Below are 21,026 nucleotides of genomic sequence, written 5' to 3'. Positions count from 1 at the left end.
CGCGGTACCGCACCACGCGCTCCGACCCGATGTCGCGGTCGCGTCGGCGGGCATGTGCTCACAAGCCGCCGAGGTGCAGACGATGTCGCGCTCCCAAATCACCTGGCGGCGGTATGGGTTGAAATCCGCGACGCAATGGGTGAGTGATCCGGTGCCAACAGCGCCGGCAGCGCGGCGAGGATATGACCCTTGATGGTGGCCTCGACCCACTCCGGGTCGCCCCACTCGAGAGCGCGGATGATCGTCTCGTGCTCGTTCAGCGCAGTCTGCGTCTCGGCGGGCGAGTACGAGTGGAAGACGCGGTGCAGGAGCGGGAGATGTGTCGCCCGTGCCAACAGCTGATCGACGGCGGGGCTGTCGGCCGCCTCGTTGATGAGGCCGTGGAACTGGATGTTGAGTTCGGCGACACGGTCGAGGTCAGCAGCGTCGCTCTCCCACTCGTCGAGCATCGCTCGGGACAGCACGCGGAGCTTCGAGAGCACGGTGGGCTCCAGCCTCTGCGTGGCGAGACGCCCCGCCCATGACTCGACCTGGGCCCGCAGGCGCTGGGCGTCCTCTATCTCCCTTTCGCTCCAGCCGAGCACCTCGACGCCGCGCTTGCCGCGAGCGACGGCAAGCCCGTCGGCACGGAGTCGGTGCAGAGCCTCCCGCACCGGTGTGCGGCTGACATCGAGGCGCTCGGCGAGTTCCGCCTCCACGAGTCGAGCACCAGGGGGGAGATCGCCGCGGACGATCTCTCGCTGGAGCAGATGGTAGACACGGTCGGCGGTTGCCACATCGCTCATCGCGCGACCTCCCTGTTCGGCACGGATATAGCCTAACCCGGGCGCTCGTCGATTTGGGATACAAAAACTCGATCAGATGTCTTGTAAGCCACGCTTTTGCGCGCTACGGTATCCCGTAATCGAGAAAGAGGGCGAAGATGCCTGGAAGTTCCGAGTACGCCACCACCGTCGCCGTCATCGGGCTGGGCGCGATGGGGCGACCGATCGCCGCCCATGTCGCGGCAGCAGGGTTCCCCGTCGTCGGCTGGGACAGCGACGCCACGGTGCGGTCGGAGGCACTCGGCATCCGCCTCGGCGAAGACCTCGCGAGCACGGTGCGCGGAGCGGACCTGAGCCTCATCGTCGTCGGCAGCGAAAGTGCCGTCGAGGCCGTCGTCCGGTCAGGGTCGACGGAGATGAGCGAGGGCGGCGTACAGGTCATCCTCGGAACGATCGGCCCGGCGCTCGCAGACTCGCTCGTCGCTGTCGGGCGTGCGGCGGGCCGACCCGTTCTCAACGCGCCGCTCTGCCGCGCCGCACGTGGCGTGCAGAACGCCTCCGCGCTCGCCCTGGTGTCCGGTGACGCCGATTCGCTCGACTACGCGCGACATGTGCTCGCGGCGTTCTGCTCTGACATTGAATACCTCGGCGACGAGCCCGCCCACGCGCAGGTCGCCAAGGCGGCGAACAACCTCATGCTCTGGGCCTCCGTTGCGGCGAACGAGGAAGCGTTCCGGCTCGCCGAGGCCTTCGGCCTCGACGTGGAGGCGCTGCGACGAGCGCTGACGACGAGCACAGGTGACAGCTGGAGTCTGCGCGAATGGGAGCACGTCGCCGAATGGACCTGGTCGCAGAAAGACCTCCGCGTGTACGGGGAGATGGCGGACCGCATCGGCGTCGAGGCGCCCCTCGCCCGCCAGCTCGCCGTACTCGCGAGGAGCTCGCGTCACCTCACCCACGCGCACGACAGCCACGACAGCCACGACAGAAACGAGAACGACGACTGATGTCCACTGCAACGCCCCCCACCCTCATGGTCGGTGTCGACGTCGGCGGCACCTTCACCGATGGGATCGCCATCGACGCGGACGGCAGCACCCGCCTGGCGAAGGTTCCGACCACACCGCATAACCAGGCCGAAGGAGTGCTCGCCGTGCTGCGCGCGCTCGACGCCGATCCCGCAGAGATCCGCATGCTGGTGCACGGCACGACCGCCGGAACGAACGCTCTCCTCGAGCGCAAGGGCGCCAGCACCGCGCTCATCACCACCGAGGGGTTCAAGGACATCCTCGAACTCGGACGACGTGAGCGCCCGCAGCTGTACGGCATGTACGGCACGACCGACCCGCTGGTGAAGCGCGAGCTGCGCCGCGAGGTACCGGAACGGGTCGATGCCTCGGGTGCCGTGGTCACCGCGCTCGACGAGGAGGCGTTCGTGCGGACGGTGCAGGAGCTCGTCGATTCCGGAGCCGAGTCGCTGCTCATCGGCTTCCTGCACTCGTACGCCAATCCCGCGCACGAGCGCAGGGCCGCGCAGCTCGCCGGTGAGCATTGGCCCAACGCCTACATCACCGCGACCTCCGACGTCGTCGCGGAGTTCCGCGAGTTCGAGCGGTTCGGCACCGGTGCGATCAACGCCTACCTGCAGCCGGTGATCGACCGATACGTCGGGTCTCTGGTCGGGAGCCTCACCGACTCGGGCTACGACCGGGAACTCATCATCATGCAGGCCAACGGGGGGATGATGACGGCCGATGTCGCACGGACGCAGTCGGTCAACACGGTCCTGTCGGGGCCTGCGGCCGGGGCCATCGCCGCCAAGGCACTCGGGGAGGTGATGGGACGCCCGAACATCATCACCGCCGACCTCGGTGGCACGAGCTTCGATGTCGGGATGATCGTCGACGGTCAGCCCCTGGTCACCAACGACCGTGATATCGACTACAACGTCCCCGTCCGCATCCCCACGATCGACATCCGCACCATCGGCGCCGGTGGCGGCAGCATCGCCCACGTCAACGCCGGCGGTCTCCTTCAGGTCGGACCCGAGAGCGCCGGGGCGCGGCCGGGTCCCATCGCCTACAACCGCGGAGGCACCGAGCCGACCGTCACCGACGCCAACGTCATCCTCGGCCGCCTCCCCAGCTCGGGGCTCACCGGGGTGGAGCAGGACGTCGACGTCGAGCAGATCCGGGCCCAGATCGACCGTGCGGTCGCCACCCCGCTCGGACTCTCGATCGAGCAGGCGGCTGAGGCGATCCTGCGGGTCGTGAACGACAACATGGCGGCCGCGACGCGGCTGGTCTCGCTCGAGCGCGGCTTCGATCCCGGCGACTTCGCCCTGCTGGGCTTCGGCGGCGCCGGACCTCTCCACGCCGTCGAGCTCGCCGACGAGCTCAACGTCCCGGAGGTGCTCATCCCGCACTCCCCCGGCATCCTGTGCGCGATGGGCTGCCAGGTGGCGCACGTGCGTCAGGATTACGTGCAGACCATCAGCAAGCGCCTCAGCGAGGTGACGGCGGGCGAACTGCGCGCTGTCACCGACCGGCACGCAGAGGTCGGCACGGCATCCGTCACCGCCCAGGGCGTCGAGCCCGGCGGCGTCGACGTCGCCCATACCGCCGAGATGCAGTACGAAGGACAGACGCATTCCCTGTTCGTCGACCTCGCCGGCATCGAGTCGACCGACCAGCTCGGGGAACGGCTGGCTGACGCGTACCGCGAGCGCTACGGGGTCGATCTCGACGGGTACGTGCCCCGCCTGGTCAACGTGAGGTCGGTGATCAGCGGCGACCGCGGTGCCCTCGACCTGCGCCAACTCGCCACTGTCGACGCGGAACCGCACGCCGATGTCGAACGCTTCGTTCAGTCCCGGCGACCGGTGTACTTCGCCGGGCAATGGTTCGACACCCCGGTCTACGACCGCCATGCGCTGCCCAGCGGGTTGCGCATCGACGGGCCGGCGATCTTCGCCCAGGCCGATTCGACGACCGTGCTGCCCCCGCAATGGGCGGCCGAGGCCGACTCGTGGGGCAATCTGCGCATCCAGAAGAAGGAGACCATCCGATGACGAACATCGATCCCGCCACCCTGGCCGTCCTCGAGAACGGTCTCAGGAACGTCGTCGAGGAGATGGACATCACCACCGAGCGCCTGGCGTTCAACCCCACGATGTCGGAGGCGCGCGACCGCGCGAGCGGAATCTACGACCCGATCACCGGTGAGGTGGTGACCCAGGGACTGACCGGTATGCCGATCTTCGTCGGCGTGATGCAGTTCGCCGTCCAGGCGGCGATCGCCAGTGGCCCCTACCAGGACGGTGACGTCGTGATCCTCAACGACCCGTACCTCGGCGGCACCCACCTGATGGACATGAAGCTCGTCAAGCCGTTCTTCTACGAGGGCCGGCTGGTCGCGATGCTGGCGAACACGGGGCACTGGACCGACATCGGCGGCGCGGTGCCGGGCGGATTCGGCGTCAAGGCGACCGAGGTCTTCCAGGAGGGGATGCGTATCACCCCGACCCTGCTCTACCGCGCCGGCGAGCTCAATGACGGCGTGCTCAACATCATGCTCGACAACATGAGGCGGCCCGACGAGCGCCTCGGGGATCTCAAGGCCCAGGTGGCCGCTCTGAACACGGGCGCCACCCGTCTGACGGCTTTCCTCGACCGCTACGGCTCCGAGACGGTCCTCGCCGCGATCGACGAACTCCGCGAGCGATCGGAACGCCTCATGCGAGGGCATCTCAGCGCGCTGCCCGATGGCGCCTATGAAGCCGTGGAATACATGGACACCGACGGCGTGGTCGACGAGCCGATCAAGATCCACGTGCAGATGCGCGTCGAGGGTGACGGCGTCACGTTCGACTTCAGCGGCAGCAGTGCTCCCGTGCGCGGTCCACTGAACGCCGCGGCATCCGCCACCGTCGCGTCGGTGTACCTCGCGGTGAAACATCTCTTCCCCGAGATCCCTATCAACGCCGGGTGCTTCCGCCCGATCTCCGTCGAGATCCCCGAGACGGTCTTCCTCAACGCGAAGTACCCGAAAGCCGTCTCGGGCTCGTCCGCCGAGGTCTCGTGCCGCGTGGTCGACGCGGTCTTCAGCTGCATGGCCCAGGCGATGCCTGATCGCGTGCCCGCGCAGTGCTTCGGAACGGTGTCGAACTTCACGATGAGCGGCATCGACCCCGCGACCGACAAGACCTACGTCATGTTCCGATTCAGTGGCGGCGGGTACGGCGGCCACCCGCTCATGGACGGACTGAGCAACGGGAGCGCGCCGATCTCGGCGTCGCGGACGTCGCAGGTCGAGGTGCTCGAACAGCTCTACCCGATCCGGTTCGACAGCTACGCGCTGCGCCCGGACTCCGGCGGAGCCGGCAAGCACCGCGGCGGATTGGGCGTCTCGTTCGGCATCCGCCTGCTTCGCGGCGAAGCCGTGTCGAGCATCCTCGCCGACCGAGGGCGATTCGCCCCGCGCGGGCTGCACGGCGGCGGGGAGGGAGCGATGACGACGGTGCACTACACCGTCGACGGTGAGACCTTCGAACCCGAACACACGACCAAGGCCGAGCAGGTGCGGATGAGCCCGGGTGACACCGCGTTCATCGAGACCGCCGGCGGAGGCGGCTACGGCTCACCCGCCGCGCGTGACCCGCAGCACGTGGCACGAGACGTCCTGGCGGGCCTGGTCAGCCCCGCACGCGCCGAGGCGGACTACGCCTACGTCGCGGCGACGACAGATGCCGCGACAGTGGAGGACCAGTCATGACAGCCGCCGTATCGATCGACGGCGGGCGCTTCGCGATCACCGGAGGCCTGAGCCTGCTGGGTGAGCGCCTCACGGCACACTTGCTGGGCGGCGGGGCGCGGGAAGTCGTCCTCGTGGACAACTTCGCATTCCACCCGGAACGGACGCCCGCCGACACCGGTGACGTCCGCACGCGTCTGGTCCGTGGCGACGTGCGCGACGGTGAGACGTTGCGCGGGGCCTTCGCCGGCATCGACGGTGTGTTCCACACCGCGGCGTTCGTGACCCTTCCGCTGTCGCAGGATCCGATGCTCGGCATCGACGTGAACATCAGGGGCACGGCGACGGTGCTCGACGCCGCGGCCGCGAGCGGCGTGCGCAAAGTCGTGCTGTCGAGCTCGGTCGCCGTGTACGGGGAATCGCTCGACGCCCCGATCCACGAGACGAGCCCATTCCGCACCAGTGGTCTGCAGCCGGCCGCCGTGCTGTACGGTGCGTCCAAACTCTCCGCCGAGGCGCTCGGCGAGAAGGCGCACCGGGATCACGGTCTGGCGGTCGTCTCGCTCCGGTATTCCTCGCTGTACGACGAGTCGCAGAGGGGTCGTGGCCTGAACGCGATGCACCTGTGGGAGGTTATGCAGCAGATGATCGAGAAGCGGTCGCCCACGATCGGAGCCGAACCCGAGGAGACGCACGACTATCTGCACTCTTCCGACGCCGCGCGGGCAAATCTCGCCGCGATGCGGTCGACCGTCGCCTCGGGCAGCTACACCATCGCGACGGGGCGCGCGCGTCGGCTCGACGAGGCCGTCCGCATCCTCTCTGCACTCGTCGACTTCCCCGGAGACGTCGACTTCGACGCCGGTGCGGACCGTGTGCGGTTCTCCCGCAGCACGAACCTGCAGTACGACGTCGACGCGGCTCGACGAGACCTCGGCTGGAAGGCCGATGTCGATCTCGAGCAGGGGCTCGCCCTGCTCGTCGAACACACGCAACGAGCGAAGGAATCATGATGACGCAACCACAACGGCGTGGCACGGCGACGGCAACGGCCGGCACCCCCTCGCCCTGGCCAGGCTTTCTCACCGCCTACTTCGGGTGGGTCTTCGACTACTTCGAGGTGATCTTCCTCTCCGTCGCGCTGGTCACCATATCCCAGGAGCTGGGGTTCGGCACCGAGGGCATCGCGCTCGTCATCGCCGTGCAACTTCTCGCGTTCGGCGTGGGCGGGCTCGTCTTCGGGCAGATCAGCGATCGTCTCGGGCGCAAGACAGCCCTCCAATGGAGCATCATCCTGTTCGCAGTGGCGACTCTCGCTCGAGCATTCACCCCCAACATCGAGTACCTCGTGGTGTTCAGCATCATCGCCGGGATCGGTCTCGGTGGTGAATACGGCGCCGGGCAGAGCCTCGTCTCCGAGACGGTGAAGGACCGCAGCCGAGGGAAGTGGAGCTCGTTCCTCTACAGCGGCATCTTCGTCGGCATCATGCTTGGCGGCATCTACGGCAGCACGGTTCTGCAGTGGGTCGGGTGGCGATGGGCGTTCGCGATCGCCGCTGTTCCGGTACTGCTGCTGCTGGTGACGCGACGGTGGATCCCGGAATCGGAGGTGTGGGAGAAGGAGAAGGCCGAGAACGGCACAGTCCGGTTCGCCGAGCTGCTGCACTGGCGCTTCATCGGCGTACTTCTCCTCTGCGTGGTCACCGCCTCTCTGCAGCTGCTGGCCTACTACGGGGTGACCGCTCTCATGCCGTCCTACCTCGTCAGCACGGCGGGGTTCAGCCTCACCACCGCCTCCTGGTGGATCTTCTTCACCGGCGTGGCCGGGCTCGTGGGAGCGACCGCGGCCGCCCTGGTCATCGACAGGATCGGACGACGAGTCACCCTGACATCCTTCGCCCTGCTCGGGGCTGTAGCCGCCGGGAGCGTCGTCGTCATCTGGACGCAGATGGACCAGAACATCCCGGTGTCCATGATCGGATTCTTCTTCCTCTATGCCGCGTTCGGCGGCACGGCATCCGTCTTCGGCTCGCTCTTCTCCGAGGTGTTCCCTACCCGCGTGCGGGGCACCGGCGTCTCGGCGGCGCTACAGCTGGCCCGGGGCGTGTCGGCAGCCGCGCCCCTCATCGCGGGCGCGCTGTACCCGATCTTCGGATACCTGCCGCTCATCATCGGCGCTGCGGGGCTGCTGGTGGTGCTCGCGGTCATGGCCCGGGTGTTCCCGGAGCGCACGGCGCAGAGCATCACGTCGGTCGGCGTCGACGGAGGGAACCCGCTCGCGTGACACGGGCTGCGGTCCGCTCGGCCGGCGTCGCTCGCCGGTCGAGCGGATGCAGTCACACCGCGGTGATCCGGTAGAGCACTACCCGCTCGGGGAACGAGCCGGGCAGGTGCAGGCCGGCGGAAGCGAGCGCACGACCGCTGAGCACCACGCCCGACGCGTCGTCGCCGTACCAGGCGGGGTCTGCGCGGCCGTGGTCGGACGTGCCGACAGTGACGGGAGCGACGCGATACCTCCGGTCGGGGTCCAGCCCCGGGATGGTGAACCGACCGCGCGGCGAGACCGTGGGACGGTCGAGGAAGGCGAGGAACACGAGCGCCTCGGACCGGTCCTGCGCGATCGCACCGGTGACCTGGATGGCGGGGTCGATCGTGTCGGCGCGCATCATGTCGCCCGAGTGCAGCAGCGCACGATGCGCCTTGTAGAAGTCGATCCAGGCGGCGAGGTCGGCGCTCTCGCGCGCGGTGGCCTTCGCGAGATCCCACTCGATGCCGAAGTGGCCGAACAGCGCGGTGGCAGCGCGGAACGACAGCTCGTGCGTGCGACCGGTGGTGTGATTCACCGTCGCGCCGATGTGCGAGCCGAGCAGCTCGGCGGGCATCAGCTGCATCGTCCACCGCATCATCTGCTGACGCTCGAGCGGGTCTATGCAGTCGCTGACCCAGACCCGGTCGGTACGTTCGATGACGCCGAGGTCGACGCGCGCACCGCCCGACGAGCACGACTCGATCTCGAGCCCCGGGAATCGGCGCTTCAGCTCATCCATGAGCCGATAGGCCGCGAGCGTCTGCTCGTGCACGCCGGCCGCGCCCGAAGGCGCGGTGCCCGCGTCGATGAGGTCACGGTTGTGATCCCATTTGATGTACGCGATGTCGTGGGTTTCGAGGATGGCCGTCATGTCGGCGAGCACGTGCTCGTAAGCCGCGGGGATGCCGAGGTTCAGCACCTGCTGGTTCCGCCCCCAGACGGGCAGCCGCCCTCCGGTCTGCATGATCCACTCGGGGTGGGCACGGGCGAGCTCGCTGTCCTCGTTGATCATCTCGGGCTCGAACCACAGCCCGAACTCCATGCCCAGCCCGGTCACCCGGTCGACGAGGGGGCCGAGCCCGTCGGGCCATACCTCCCGGTCGACCGTCCAGTCGCCGAGGCCGCTCGTGTCGTCGCGGCGACCGAGGAACCATCCGTCGTCGAGCACGAATCGCTCGACACCGAGCGCTGCCGCCCTGTCGGCGAGGTCGAGCAGACGTGGCACGTCGTGGTCGAAGTAGACCGCCTCCCAGACGTTCAGGGTGACCGGCCGCGGCCGGGTCGGGTGGCTCGGCCGCGCACGGAGGAAGCGGTGGAAGCGATGCGCCTGCTCGTCGAGGCCGTCACCGTACGCGCCGTAGACCCACGGCGAGCGGTAGCTCTCACCCTCTGCCAGACGCACCTCGCCGGGGAGCAGCAGCTCTCCCCCGCCGATGACCGGCGCCCCCGTCGACAACTGTTCGGCGTAGTGCCGGTGGTTGCCGCTGAAGCCGACGTGGATGCCCCAGACCTCGCCCGAGGCGAACTCGAACCCGGGCGTTCCGACGCTCAGCACGGTCGCGGCATCCGGCCCCGTTCGTCCCTTGCGACCTTCGCGTTCATGGATGCCGACGACGAGGTCGTGCCGCTGGGGCACGCGCTCGCGACTCCAGCGGCCCGCGAAGTCGAGCACTTCCCGAGCCCGGACTGGCACGGGGAAGGCCAGGTTCACATCGTCGACGGTGTAGGTACCCGCACCCTCGTTGCGTACTTCCGCTCGCGCGCGCAGCAACCCGCTCGCGAGGAGTTCCAGTTCGAGCACGAGCACGAGCCCGGCCTGCGGGTCGTGCGCATGGAAGACGAGCAGCGCCGCGCCGGCGTCGATCAGCCCGCCGTCGGTGACCTCCGCACCGTCGAGCTCGATCCGCTCGACCGCGAAGCGCGGAGACCACGACCTCCCCTCGCGGTGTCCGACGATGCCCGGCTTTCCCTCCCACCCGGCATGGTGCTCGGGCAGGACCGCGACCCGCACGGCGCCGTCGATGACATTGCCGCTCGAGGGTTCGACAGCGGCGAGCGCGAGAGCTTCGATGTCGTCGAGGGTCTGCACCCCGAGGCTTGCGCCCCAGTGCACGACCGAGGGCAGGCGCTGCTCTGTGACGTCGAGCACCAGGCTGACGCCGGCGGCGTCGAGGTGGAAGAACGTGTCGGGGACGGCGCCGACGGCCCGGGTCATGCTCCGGTCCCGCGCGGCTCGATGAGCTCCCGCGTGTAGTAGTCGATCAGCCCGTCCGGTCCGGTGAGCACCGGGCGGTCGAAGTCGCCCGACAGGTACATCGGCGTCACGAGATACGACTCGCGCGCGTGCGTCGGCCGCGCCCAGCGCACGCCGTTGGCGATGACGCGCTGCACGTCGGGGTGGTGGTAGACCGGGTAGATCTCGTCGCCGGGGCTGAAGTAGAAGACCCGCCCGTGGCCGCGCCGGTAGGTGATGCCGCTGCGGAACACCTCCCCGCCCGAGAAGCTGCTGATGAAGATCAGCTCGTCGGGTTCGGGGATGTCGAAGTACTCGCCGTACATCTCCTGACCGGGGATGATGAGCGGCTGCGGCACGCCCTCGGCGATCGGATGCCGCGGGTCGACGGTCCACACCAGTTCGCGGTCGTTGTCGTTGCGCCAGCGCAGGCTGCAGGTCGTGCCCATCAGCCGACGGAAGATCTTCGAGTGGTGGCCGGAGTGCAGCACGATGATGCCCATGCCCTCCAGCACGTGCCGCTGGATGCGTTCGACGACCTCGTCCGACACCTCTTCGTGTGCGGTGTGGCCCCACCACAGCAGCACGTCCGTCTCGGCCAGAGTCTCCTCCGTCATCCCGTGCTCCGGCTCGTCGAGCACGCGGGTCGACACCGTCACATCGTCGCCGAGCAGCCGGGTGATGCCCTCGGCGATGGTCGAGTGCATACCGTCCGGGTAGATGCCCTGCACGACGGGGTTGATCTGCTCGTGGCGGTTCTCGCCCCAGACGACGACGCGAATGGGATCGGTGGAAGTGCTGGTGGGGGTCATCGGGCGCCTCCTGACGCGTGAAGGACGGGTTGCGGGGCGGTGCCCCAGGGCGGGGTGGCGATGGCTTCGGCCGCACTCGGCCATGAGCGGAGCAGCTCGACGACGTCGTCGCTCTTCTCGTCGACGATCGCCTGCGCGAGGGACTCCTCCAGCAGCTCGGCGAGCACGACCTGGTCGTCCCCTCGTTCGCTGCTGCGGATCGCGCCCTCGACCATCGCGAGGGTCATGACGTTGGTGCGCACCTCGTTCTGCGGCGTCCGGCCGGTCGCGACGGCACCGACGAACTCCTCGAGCGCCCCCTCGATGCCTTCACTGGTGTCCCCGACCTCGACGCCGTCGCCGACGGCGACGCCGACGGCATCCGCTTCGACGAGGTGATCGCCGTCCCAGTGGGCGGCCCCGCGCTCGGCATAGATGTGCCAGTCGGCGTTCCACGACGTCTGCAGGCCCGGCGTGCACCGGCTGCCCGAATAGACGAACCGCGCGCCGGAGGCGAGGTCGAAGGTCGCGGTCGCCGCGGCGTCTCCGGCGAACCAGCTCCACGGCGGGTTCCACGAGGCACAGCGCACCGACACCGGCTCGTCGGCGGTCAGGTAGCGGAGCATGTCGAAGTGGTGCACCGACATGTCGACTAGGAGCGGGTGCGCCATCTGCTCGCGGAAGCCGGGCTCGTGATCCTCGTGGAAGAACTGGGCGTGCACGGCTCCGAGGGCTCCGAGGCTCGCGGTGGCGTCGCGGAACGCGGCGAGGTGGCGGAAGTAGCGCCGCGACTGGCTCGCCATCAGCAGCCCGCCGGTGAGGTCGGCCAGCGCGACCTGACGAAGCGCCTCCGCGACCGTCGGCGCCAGCGGCTTCTCGCACAGCACCGGGAGGCCGGCGCGCATCGCCTCCTCGTTCACCACGCGGTGGGCCTGCGGCACGGTGACGTTGATCACTGCGCGCGCGCCAGACCGCTCGACGACGTCCGCGAGGGAAGATCCGACCGCGGCATCCGTCAGTCCGATCGACGCGACGGTGCGGGTCGCGAGGTCGACGTCGAGGTCGACGACGCCCACAGGTTCTGCGAACGCGGAGCGCGCCAGCATCCGCAGCCACTCACCACCCATCGCTCCGGCCCCGACGACGACGACCGGCAGCCTGCCGGCCGGTGCTTCTGCTCTGTCCATCCGAGTCATCCCTTGATCGCGCCGCCCAGGCTCGTGCGCAGCAGGTGCTTGCGCACGAAGACGTAGAGGACGGCGGGTGGCACGAGGTACACGATCGCGCTCGCGGCGAGCAGTCCCCAGTCGACCTGGTTGTATTCGCTGAAGGCGCGGAAGAGTCCGATCGACAGCGGGTAGAGGTCCGAGCTCTGCAGCAGCACGAGCGGCGTGAGGAAGTCACCCCACACGCCCATGAAGCTCAGCATCGCTGCGGCGCCGAGACCCGGCCCGACGAGCGGGAGCACGACGCGCCAGATGGCCTGGAGCCGGGAGTTGCCGTCGATCCACGCGGCCTCTTCGAGTTCGATCGGCACCGCCGAGATCGTGCCGGCGAGCAGCCAGAGCGTGACCGGCAGCTGGAACGCCGCCTCGACGATGATCAGACCGAAGAGGGTGTTCGAGAGTCCGATGTTGACCATGATGAGGTACAGCGCGACGATCGTCGCCGGCGCCGGGATGACACGGATCAGCAGGATGCCGAACATGAAGAACCGGCGACCCTTGAACCGGTAGCGCGCGAGGGCGTATCCGCCGGCGAGTCCGAGCGCGAGGTTCAGCACCGTCGCGCTGACGCCGATGATGAGGCTGTTCACGAGGAGCTGCGGCGTCGCGGCATCCGTGAAGAACTTCACGAAGTTGTCCATCGCGAACGTCGGCAGCTGCACGGTCGGCCCCGCCTCGGAGTCGACGGCGCTCAGCACCACCCACGCGAACGGCACGAGGCAGAACAGCGCCATCAGCGAGATGAGGATGTAGCCGAGCGTCCGCTGCACGGCGGCGATCGGCGTCAGCGGGCGTCGGCGCATCTTCTGCACCGGCGCCTCGTCGGCGGCCTGCGGCGGACGGGAGAGCACGGATGTCATGTCAGACCTCCACTTTCGCCAGGCGCACGTAGACGACGCCGAGGACGAGGACGATCACGAGCAGGATGATGGATGCCGCGCTGCCGATCCCGATCTGCGAGAACTGCAGAGCGCGTTCGTAGATGTAGATCGCCGCGAGCCGGGTCTGGCCGCCGGGTCCGCCCTGGGTGAGGAAGTAGACGAGGCCGAAGACGCCGATGGTGCTGATGGTCGTCAGGAGCAGGTAGAGGAAGACCGGACCGCGGATGAGCGGGAGCGTCACATGCCGGAAGACCTGCGTGGCGCTCGCACCGTCGATGCGCGCTGCCTCGATGAGCTCGGCCGGCACGTCTTCCAGCGCGGCCTGGAACATGATCATGGCGAAGGCCACGCCGCGCCAGATGTTGACGATGATGATCGAGGTGAGCGGCACGACCTGCAGCCAGGAGGTCGGCTCGGAGCCGAAGAGGCCGGTGAGCCGGTTCAGTGTTCCCTCGGCACTGTTCGACAGCACGCTGGCCCACGCCAGCGACGCGACCACTTCGGGGACCACCATCGGCATCAGCACGGCCGCGCCGAAGAAGCCCTTGCCCCGCAGCCACGGACGGCTGAGCAGGATCGCGGCGACCATGCCGAGCACGGTCTGGCCGATGATGGCGCTCCACAGCGTGAAGGTCGCGGTCTGGCCGAGCGATCCGAGGAAGTCGGCGTTGTTCAGCAGGTAGACGAAGTTGTCGATGCCGACGAACTGCGGGTTGCGCGCTGCGAAACCGGTGAGCTGCGTGTTCGTGAAGGCCAGATAGATGCTGTATCCGGCCGGCACCAGGATGAACAGGAAGATGAGCGCGAACGAGGGCCCGAGCAGAAGCAGGATCAGGGGCCAGTTGCGCGCCCGACGACGCCGTGTCGGCGACGGCCCGGAGGCCGCCGCCGACATGGACGCGGGAAGCGTCGAGGTCACTGCTTCACCAGGTTGGGGCCGAGGAGGTCCGTCGCATCGGCGACGAACGCGTCGTAGGCCTGCTGGCCGGTCGCCTCGCCGCTGAGGATCATCTCGGTCGCGGTGGCGACGGCCTGGCCGATCTGCGAGGCGCCGTCACCGGTCACCACGAAGACGCTGCCCTTGAGGTCCTCACCCGCCTGGAGCAGCTGCGGCTCCTCCGAGTAGGGGGCGACGTCGTCGAGGTCGTCGCGGGCGGATGCCGCACCCGACGCCACGAGCTGCTCGGCGAGGGGCTTGCCACTCGAGAGGTACTTGATGAACTCGAACGCGGCGTCCTGCTTGTCGGAGTCGGCGTTGATGGCGTAGCCGCCGCCGGTGCTGCTCCACCCGTAGGGCTCGTCGCCCTCACGCAGGCCCGGCCACTGCCACGTGGCGACACGCTCGGTGAGGCCGTCGATCGGCGCTGCCCCGTCGGGGCCCCAGTCGAACTTCCAGCCCCACGTGCCCTGCGCCGCGACCTGGATCTCACCCTCGGGGAACTTGGTGTACTTCGTCGGCTCCCACGGGTTCGGGTTCTGCAGATCCTGGATGGGCAGCAGATCCTTCTCGACGAGCTCGGCGTACAGGTTGAAGACCGCGAGCCAGCCGGGGCTCTCGAGGTCCCACGTGTCGGTCTCGGGGTCGTAGAACTCCTTGTCGGTGCCGCCGAGGAGGGGCTGGAAGCCCTCGCCCCACGTGCCGCCGCCCCAGGCGGTGCCGGCCGGGATGACGATGGGGCTGCCGCCCGTCGCCTCCTTGACCGCCACGAGCCGCTCGATCAGGTCGTCCCAGGTCTCGGGCTGCGACGTGTCGATGCCCAGCTCGGTCAGGATGTCCTGCCGGTAGAAGAGGTTGAGCACACCCGCACCGGACGGGATGCTGTAGATCTGTCCGTCCTGGCGGGTCATCGCCTCCTTCACCGCCGGGTAGTAGTGCTCCCAGCCGTCCCAGGCCTCGAGGTGGTCGTCGAGGGGTGCGAGGTAGCCGGCGGACGCCCAGGAGATCGCCATGTTCTCGCCGATGTCCAGCACATCGGGCGCCTGACCGGCGGCGAGCTGCTGGGTCATCTTCGTCATGAACTGCTCGTCGGTCAGCTTGTCAGCGATCAGCTCGACCTTGATGTCCTTGCCCTGCTCGGCCATCGCGGCTTCGAAGCCCGGGATCTCCTTGCCGATCGCATCGATGTTGGTCTGCTTGGTCTCCATGATCGTGATGGTCACGGGGCCGTCGCTGTCGTCGGCGCCACCCGCGGAGCAGCCGACCAGGCTGGTCGCGGCGACGGCGGTGGCCGTGAACGCAGCGACAAGATACTTACGCTTCATTGCGATGCCTCTCCAGGGCCCATCCCGCCGGCTGCTTTGCCGGTCCGTCAGCTGATCCCCGCCATCATGTTAGGACATTACCGAAATATCGTCAACGATTTTGCGAGCCTTTGTACTAACATGACATAGGTCTCATCATGTCAGATCACACGAGGACGGAGGCCGCATGAGCGACGGAGGACCGACCGTGGTGCTGCCTGTCGAGCAGCTGCTCCCCGAGACGACTCAGTCGTCGCCGCTCTGGGTCCGGCTCTCCACCGGGCTCGAGGCGGCGATAGCATCCGGCGCCCTGGCACCTGGTGCCCGCCTCGAGAACGAGGTGTCGATCAGTGAGCGCCTCTCGCTGTCGCGACCGACCGTGCGACGGGCGATCCAGGAACTCGTCGACAAGGGCCTCCTCGTGCGCCGACGAGGCATCGGCACGCAGGTCGTGCACGGGTCCGTCGCCCGTCAGATCGACCTGACGAGCCTGCACGACGACCTGGAGCGCTCGGGCCGAGTGCCCTCCACCCGCGTTCTCGACGTCACGCTGGCGCACGCGGCACCTGAGATCGCGGCGCAGCTCGGGATCGCACCGGAGGCGCGCGTGCTCAAGATCCGCCGCGTGCGCTTCGCCGACGCCGCCCCCATCGCCGTGCTCGAGAACTACCTTCCGGACACCTTCGCCGACATCACCGCAGAGACCCTTCGGGACGGCGGGCTGTACCACGCGCTGCGCGATCGCGGCGTGACGCTGCGGGTCGCCCGACAGCGGATCGGCGCCCGTCGGGCCACGGTCGACGAGGGTCAGCTCCTCGACATCGGCCGTGGGGCCCCGGTGCTCACGATGGACCGCACGGCGTACGACGCAGACGGCGCGGCCGTCGAGTACGGCCATCACTGCTACCGGCCCGACCTCTACGGCTTCGAGATGACCCTCGTCGACCGGGGCTCGCTGCCGTGAGCGTGACGCTGCAGGACGTGGCCGCCCTGGCCGGCGTCTCGATGAAGACCGTGTCGAACGTGGTCCGCGACTACCGGCATGTGAAGGCGTCGACACGCACGAAGGTGCAGCAGGCGATCGACGACCTCGGGTATGTGCCGCACAGCGGCGCGCGGCGCCTGGCCACAGGCAGGACGGGGATGGTCGCCTTCGCGCTGCCGGCGATCGAGGTGCCCTACTTCGCCGAGATGGCGGCGCTCATGTCGACAGAGGTGGACGGCTTCGACTACCGCCTGCTGATCGAGCAGACCGCGAGCGGGATCGACGAGGAGCGCGCAGTGCTGCGCGGCCGAGAGCAGGGGCTCATCGACGGGTTGATCTTCCAGCCGACCCTGCTCGCCGCCCCCGACATCGAGAAGCTCCGCGGCACGACACCGCTCGTGCTGCTGGGAGAGATCCCCCCGCCGGCGGCGGTCGACCATGTGATGGTCGACAACCTCGCCGCGGCGCGAACGGCGACGCTGCATCTGCTGCAGTCCGGGCGCACCAGGGTGGCGTTCCTCGGCCGCAGCCACGACGTCGGGCACGTCACCGCCGGCCTCCGCCTGGAGGGCTACCGCGCGGCGCTCGATGAGTTCGGCGCGGTCCGCAGTGACGAGCTCCTCATCCCGATGACGCAGTTCGGGGCCTTCGCCGCCGAGGCGGCCGTAGCCGACGCCGTGAAGGCGGGCACGCTGTTCGACGGCCTGATCTGCTTCGACGACCTGTCCGCCATCGGCGCGATGAAGGCGCTCGCCCGCAGCGGACGCGTCGTGCCCGACGACGTCGCGGTCGTCGGGTGGGACGACATCCTGATGACGCAGTTCACCTCCCCGGCGCTGACGACGATCAGGCCAGACAAGGCGACGCTGGTGCAGACGGCCTTCTCGTTCCTGCGCGATCGGATGGGTGGCGATCGCGGAGAGGGGCGCCACGCACTCGTCGGTTTCGACCTCGTGGTGCGCGGAAGTACCGCCACGTAAATTTGCAGCGCTGGAAAAAGTGCGCCACAGTATCCGCATGGACACAATGACGTCATCCGGCCCCGCCTCCCTCGACTCGTACCCGCGCCCGCAACTGCGGCGACCGCAGTGGCACAGCCTCGACGGCGAGTGGCGCTTCGCCTACGACGACGCCGAGATCGGCATGTCCGAGAAGTGGTTCCGCCACGGCGACCTCGGACGGACGATCGTGGTGCCCTACCCGCCGGAGTCCGCCCTCTCCGGCATCGGCGATCCGTCGTACCACCCCGTCGTCTGGTACGCGCGCACTCTCTCCGCCGAGGAGACGGCCCGGCACGACGCCGATGCGCGGATGGTGCTGCATTTCGGCGCGGTGGACTACGCAGCGACGGTGTGGATCAACGGCAGTCAGGTTGCGGCCCACGCCGGGGGCCACTCCCCCTTCTCCGCCGACATCACCGACTACCTCGACGGCGGCGACGACCTCGTCGTGGTGAGAGCCGTCGACCGGCCCCTCGACGTGGGCCAGCCACGGGGCAAGCAGGAATGGCTGCCCGAGCCGCACGAGATCTGGTACCGACGGACGACCGGCATCTGGCAGCCGGTCTGGCTCGAACAGGTCGCGCCGACGCACATCACCGAGCTCTTCTGGCGGGTGTCCCGCGGCACCGACAGCGTGCAGCTCGAACTCCAGACCAGCCGCCCGCTCACCCCCGGTGCCACCGTCGAGGTCGCGCTGAGCTACGACGGCACGCCGCTCGCTCGTGTGTCGACCGACGTGCACAGCACGGGTGCACCGGTGATCGAGATCCCCCTGCGCGATCAGCGCAACGGCCAGCACTACGAGAAGCTGACCTGGACCCCCGAGAACCCCCGGCTCATCGACGCCACCGTCACCGTGACCGACGGCGACTCCGTCGACACGGTCGGGTCCTACCTCGGACTGCGCACGGTCGGCACCGCGGCCGGACGATTCCTGCTCAACGACCGCCCTTATTTCGTCCGTGCGGTGCTCGAGCAGGGATTCTGGCCGGAATCGCATCTCGCCGCCCCGAGCGACGATGCCTTGCGCGACGAGGTGCAGCTGATCAAGGACATGGGCTTCAACACCGCGCGGATCCACCAGAAAGCCGAGGATCCCCGGTTCCTCTACTGGGCCGACCGACTGGGCCTGCTGCTGTGGGGCGAGGCTCCCGCCGCCTACGAGTTCACCACGAACGCGATCACCGACCTCACGCGTGAATGGGTCGAGCTCGTGCGGCGCGATCGCTCGCACCCCTCGGTCGTCACGTGGGTGCCGTTCAACGAGAGCTGGGGCGTGCGCGACATCCTGACGGACGCGCCGCAGCGCGCGTTCTCACGCGGACTCGCCGATCTCACCCGCGCCCTCGACCCGACACGGCCGGTGATCTCGAACGACGGGTGGGAGCACACGCAGTCCGACATCCTCACGGTGCACGACTACGACGGCGACCCCGAGACGTTCGCCCTGCGCTACGCCGACCACACGGCGCTGGAGGCGCTCTTCGGCGGCTACGGCCCCTCGCACCGGATGATGATGGCCGAGGGTGAGGCCGACACCGCGAATCTCCCGGTGATGGTCAGCGAATTCGGCGGGGTGAAGTTCGAGACCTCGCCGAGCGAACCCGCCTGGGGCTACACGACGAGCAGCACGGTCGAGGAGTTCGAGAGCCACCTGCGCGGGATCTTCGATGCCCTCCTGCAGAGCAGCGTCCTCTCGGGCTTCTGCTACACCCAGATCACCGACACCCTGCAGGAGGCCAACGGCCTCGCCGACGAGAACCGGGTGCCGAAGCTCCCCGTCGACGTGATCCGGTCGATCGTGGCGGCCGAGTCGCACTCGAAGCCCTGACCCTCTGATCGTGGATCGGGCGGCGACTCCTGGTCGCCGCCCGATTTCCGACTCCGCCGTGCCCGATCAGCCGCGGAGCGGGCCGGTCAGCCCAGGAGCGGGCGCTGCGCCGTGCGAGCGCGCTCGTACTCGGCGCGGGCATCGCGCGTGCTCGTCAGCGTCGAGCTCTCCGCGACCGGCACATCCCACCAACCGCCGCCATCCGGCCCGTAGCGCAGCGGGTCGGCATCCACGTGGATGAGGGTCGTGGTCGACGAGGCCTTGGCCCGGCGGACGGCCTCGCGCAGATCGCGCGCCGCCTCGGCCCCCGGCGCGACCTCGATCACGTCGACGCCGTACGACCGGGCGTTCGCCGCGAGGTCGACGGGCACGAAGCGCTCCTCGACGAAGTCGTGCGTCGCAGGATCCTGCGCGCGGTACTTCGTGCCGAAGCGCGCCGAGCCGACCGTCTCCGACAGATGCCCGATCGAGGCGTACCCGTGGTTCTGCACGAGCACCACGACGATCTTCAGCCCCTCGGCCACGGCCGTCACCAGCTCTGTGTGCAGCATGAGGTACGAGCCGTCTCCCACGAGCACGAGCACGTCGCGGTCGGGGGCGGCGCGGCGCACACCGAGTCCCCCGGCGATCTCGTAGCCCATCGTGGAGAAGGCGTACTCGACGTGGTAGCCCAGCGGGTCGCGTACGCGCCACAGCTTGTGCAGGTCACCCGGCAGCGACCCGGCGGCCTGCACGAGCACGTCCGTCGGGTCGCTCGCGGCGTGCACGGCGCCGATGATCTCCGGCTGGCCCAGCAGATCGCCGCCGGCGGGCGCGAGGGCCGCATCGACGACGGCATCCCACCGACTCTTCTCCTCGGCGATGCGCTGCGCGTACGCGGGCTCGATCTGCCAGCCGGAGAGCGCGCCTCCGAGAGCGTCGATCGCACGGCGGGCATCGGCGACGACGGGCAGCTGCGTTCCGTGCTTGTACGCGTCGAACGGGGCGATGTTCACGTTGACGAAGCGCACGTCGGGGTGCTGGAACGCGCTGCGGCTGGCGGTGGTGAAGTCGCTGTACCGCGTGCCGATGCCGATCACGACGTCGGCCTCGGCCGCGAGCGCATTCGCAGCTGTCGTGCCGGTCGCGCCGATCGCTCCCGCGTACTGCGGGTGGTCCCAGACGAGGCTCCCGACACCCGCCTGGGTCGCTCCGACCGGCACCCCCGTCGCCTCGACGAGAGCGCGGAGCGCGTCTTCGGCGCCGGAGTAGAGCACACCGCCGCCCGCCACGATCAGCGGATGCCGAGCAGAGCGGATCACCTCGACGGCGCGGGCGAGCTCTTCCGGCTCGGGGACCGTGCGACGCACATGCCACTCGCGGGGCTGCAGGAACTCGAGAGGCACATCGAGCGCCTCCGCCTGCACGTCTTCGGGCAACGCGATCGTCACGGCTCCGGTCTCGGCGGGGTCTGTGAGCACCCGCATGGCGGCGAGCGCGATCGAGAACAGCTGCTCGGGTCGCTGCACACGATCGAAGAACCGCGACACCGGACGGAACGCGTCGGTGACCTGCATGCCCGTATCGTGCGGGTGCTCGAGCTGCTGCAGCACCGGGTCGGCGACGCGCGTCGCGAAGGTGTCAGAGGGCAGAAGCAGCACGGGAAGCCGATTCGCGGTGGCGAGCGCCGCACCCGTGAGCATGTTGGCGGCGCCAGGGCCGACCGAGGCGGTCGCGGCGTAGGTCGCGCGCCGCCGACGCATCCGGGCGAAGCCGACGGCCTGATGCACCATGGCCTGCTCGTTCCGGGCCTGGTGGTAGGGCATGAGACCCGGCTCGTCGGTGTGCAGCTGCAGCAGCGCCTGTCCGATGCCGGCGACGTTGCCGTGACCGAAGATGCCGAAGGTGCCGGCGATCGTGCGTTCGCGGATGTCGCCGTCGACCGTCCATTGGTTGGCGAGGAAGGTCATCAGCGCCTGGGCCACGGTCATCCGGCGCGTGGAGCCGGCAGGGGTGTCTGGGCGGTCGTCCGGG

16 protein-coding genes are annotated in these 21,026 nt (G+C 68.9%); 8 read left to right on the top strand and 8 right to left on the bottom strand.

Translation table 11 applies throughout. The features are described 5' to 3' along the window. Positions 1 to 98: 98 nt before the first annotated feature. Positions 99 to 785, bottom strand: coding sequence for a GntR family transcriptional regulator (locus FSY98_RS09575; RefSeq protein ID WP_144876074.1), 687 nt, complete (start codon positions 783 to 785; stop codon positions 99 to 101). Positions 786 to 922: 137 nt separating this feature from the next. Here FSY98_RS09575 and FSY98_RS09570 point away from each other — a divergent pair, with 137 nt between their 5' ends. The 5 genes from FSY98_RS09570 to FSY98_RS09550 are packed head-to-tail and all read left to right on the top strand — an operon-like array spanning position 923 to position 7,800. Then, on the top strand, positions 923 to 1,771 hold the full coding sequence (locus FSY98_RS09570) for an NAD(P)-dependent oxidoreductase (RefSeq protein ID WP_144876073.1): 849 nt from the start codon (positions 923 to 925) through the stop codon (positions 1,769 to 1,771). After that, complete coding sequence (locus tag FSY98_RS09565; RefSeq protein WP_186307603.1) at positions 1,771 to 3,834, top strand: hydantoinase/oxoprolinase family protein; 2,064 nt, start codon at positions 1,771 to 1,773, stop codon at positions 3,832 to 3,834. Before FSY98_RS09570 ends, FSY98_RS09565 begins: the two co-directional genes overlap by 1 nt. After that, the gene (locus tag FSY98_RS09560; protein ID WP_144876071.1) at positions 3,831 to 5,537 is read left to right on the top strand and encodes a hydantoinase B/oxoprolinase family protein; all 1,707 of its coding nucleotides are present in this window, start codon (positions 3,831 to 3,833) and stop codon (positions 5,535 to 5,537) included. The genes FSY98_RS09565 and FSY98_RS09560 overlap by 4 nt, the downstream gene beginning before the upstream one ends. Next, the gene (locus FSY98_RS09555) at positions 5,534 to 6,529 is read left to right on the top strand and encodes an NAD(P)-dependent oxidoreductase (RefSeq protein ID WP_144876070.1); all 996 of its coding nucleotides are present in this window, start codon (positions 5,534 to 5,536) and stop codon (positions 6,527 to 6,529) included. The genes FSY98_RS09560 and FSY98_RS09555 overlap by 4 nt, the downstream gene beginning before the upstream one ends. Next, positions 6,529 to 7,800 (top strand): MFS transporter, encoded by a 1,272-nt coding sequence (locus FSY98_RS09550; protein WP_222119141.1) that lies wholly within the window; start codon positions 6,529 to 6,531, stop codon positions 7,798 to 7,800. Before FSY98_RS09555 ends, FSY98_RS09550 begins: the two co-directional genes overlap by 1 nt. A gap of 52 nt (positions 7,801 to 7,852) precedes the next feature. Here FSY98_RS09550 and FSY98_RS09545 read toward each other — a convergent pair whose 3' ends face one another. From FSY98_RS09545 to FSY98_RS09520, 6 genes are read right to left on the bottom strand one after another with little or no spacing between them, the layout of a single operon-like run. Further along, entirely contained in the window at positions 7,853 to 10,039 is a 2,187-nt protein-coding gene (locus FSY98_RS09545) for an alpha-galactosidase (RefSeq protein WP_144876068.1), read from the bottom strand. Beyond that, positions 10,036 to 10,869, bottom strand: a complete 834-nt coding sequence (locus tag FSY98_RS09540; protein ID WP_144876067.1) for a ThuA domain-containing protein — start codon at positions 10,867 to 10,869, stop codon at positions 10,036 to 10,038. Before FSY98_RS09540 ends, FSY98_RS09545 begins: the two co-directional genes overlap by 4 nt. Then, entirely contained in the window at positions 10,866 to 12,035 is a 1,170-nt protein-coding gene (locus FSY98_RS09535; RefSeq protein ID WP_260857343.1) for a Gfo/Idh/MocA family protein, read from the bottom strand. The genes FSY98_RS09540 and FSY98_RS09535 overlap by 4 nt, the downstream gene beginning before the upstream one ends. A 5-nt stretch (positions 12,036 to 12,040) precedes the next feature. Then, positions 12,041 to 12,934: a carbohydrate ABC transporter permease gene (locus FSY98_RS09530; RefSeq protein ID WP_222119140.1), complete on the bottom strand. Its 894-nt coding sequence runs from the start codon at positions 12,932 to 12,934 to the stop codon at positions 12,041 to 12,043. Position 12,935: 1 nt separating this feature from the next. Beyond that, a complete protein-coding gene (locus FSY98_RS09525; RefSeq protein ID WP_222119139.1) occupies positions 12,936 to 13,874 on the bottom strand; it encodes a carbohydrate ABC transporter permease in 939 nt (312 codons plus the stop codon). Continuing rightward, positions 13,871 to 15,217, bottom strand: coding sequence for an ABC transporter substrate-binding protein (locus tag FSY98_RS09520; RefSeq protein WP_144876063.1), 1,347 nt, complete (start codon positions 15,215 to 15,217; stop codon positions 13,871 to 13,873). The genes FSY98_RS09525 and FSY98_RS09520 overlap by 4 nt, the downstream gene beginning before the upstream one ends. Positions 15,218 to 15,383: 166 nt before the next feature. On the opposite strand from FSY98_RS09520, the gene FSY98_RS09515 reads away from it, so the two are divergent. From FSY98_RS09515 to FSY98_RS09505, 3 genes are read left to right on the top strand one after another with little or no spacing between them, the layout of a single operon-like run. Continuing rightward, entirely contained in the window at positions 15,384 to 16,160 is a 777-nt protein-coding gene (locus FSY98_RS09515) for a GntR family transcriptional regulator (RefSeq protein WP_144876061.1), read from the top strand. Continuing rightward, entirely contained in the window at positions 16,157 to 17,161 is a 1,005-nt protein-coding gene (locus FSY98_RS09510) for a LacI family DNA-binding transcriptional regulator (RefSeq protein ID WP_144876059.1), read from the top strand. The genes FSY98_RS09515 and FSY98_RS09510 overlap by 4 nt, the downstream gene beginning before the upstream one ends. Positions 17,162 to 17,198: 37 nt before the next feature. Beyond that, positions 17,199 to 19,013 carry a glycoside hydrolase family 2 protein gene (locus FSY98_RS09505; RefSeq protein ID WP_260857342.1) on the top strand — a complete coding sequence of 605 codons (1,815 nt, stop codon included), beginning with the start codon at positions 17,199 to 17,201 and terminating at the stop codon, positions 19,011 to 19,013. A gap of 86 nt (positions 19,014 to 19,099) precedes the next feature. Here the strand turns inward: FSY98_RS09505 and iolD are convergent, their stop codons facing one another. Continuing rightward, positions 19,100 to 20,983, bottom strand: a complete 1,884-nt coding sequence (gene iolD, locus FSY98_RS09500) for a 3D-(3,5/4)-trihydroxycyclohexane-1,2-dione acylhydrolase (decyclizing) (protein ID WP_144876693.1) — start codon at positions 20,981 to 20,983, stop codon at positions 19,100 to 19,102. Between the last annotated feature and the right edge of the window lie 43 nt (positions 20,984 to 21,026).

It is taken from the genome of Microbacterium sp. 1.5R (assembly GCF_007667425.1).
Lineage (GTDB): Bacteria > Actinomycetota > Actinomycetes > Actinomycetales > Microbacteriaceae > Microbacterium.
Note: the sequence above shows the minus strand (reverse complement) of the source record. Positions and strands in the feature narration are given on the sequence as shown.